We start from the raw sequence: 314 nt of genomic DNA on the forward strand, positions 1-314 counted from the left end.
GCAACAAAGGATCTTGAAAAGCAATTGAGCGTTTCATCATTCTAATTAAATTATAATTGACAGATGATTAAATTAGTGATATTATTTAATAGTTGTCAATTGCGACAATCAAAAGTAGATCTTTGAAAACTGAACAAAGTTTCGACAAATCAAATGTGTGAGGTCGCTTACCGAATGGTAAGTGCAAACAACATTTGCGAAGTCAATTCGCTAGTAAAATTTATGAGTCACAAACTTTTAAAATGAGAGTTTGATCCTGGCTCAGGACGAACGCTGGCGGCGTGCCTAATACATGCAAGTCGAACGCAATCTGT

Annotated in this window: 1 rRNA gene; it reads left to right on the plus strand. The window is 35.7% G+C overall.

The features are described 5' to 3' along the window. Positions 1 to 238: 238 nt before the first annotated feature. Positions 239 to 314 (plus strand): 16S ribosomal RNA (locus LFYK43_RS12375); the annotation flags it as partial.

This window comes from Ligilactobacillus salitolerans (genome assembly GCF_003864415.1).
In the GTDB taxonomy this organism is placed as follows: domain Bacteria; phylum Bacillota; class Bacilli; order Lactobacillales; family Lactobacillaceae; genus Ligilactobacillus; species Ligilactobacillus salitolerans.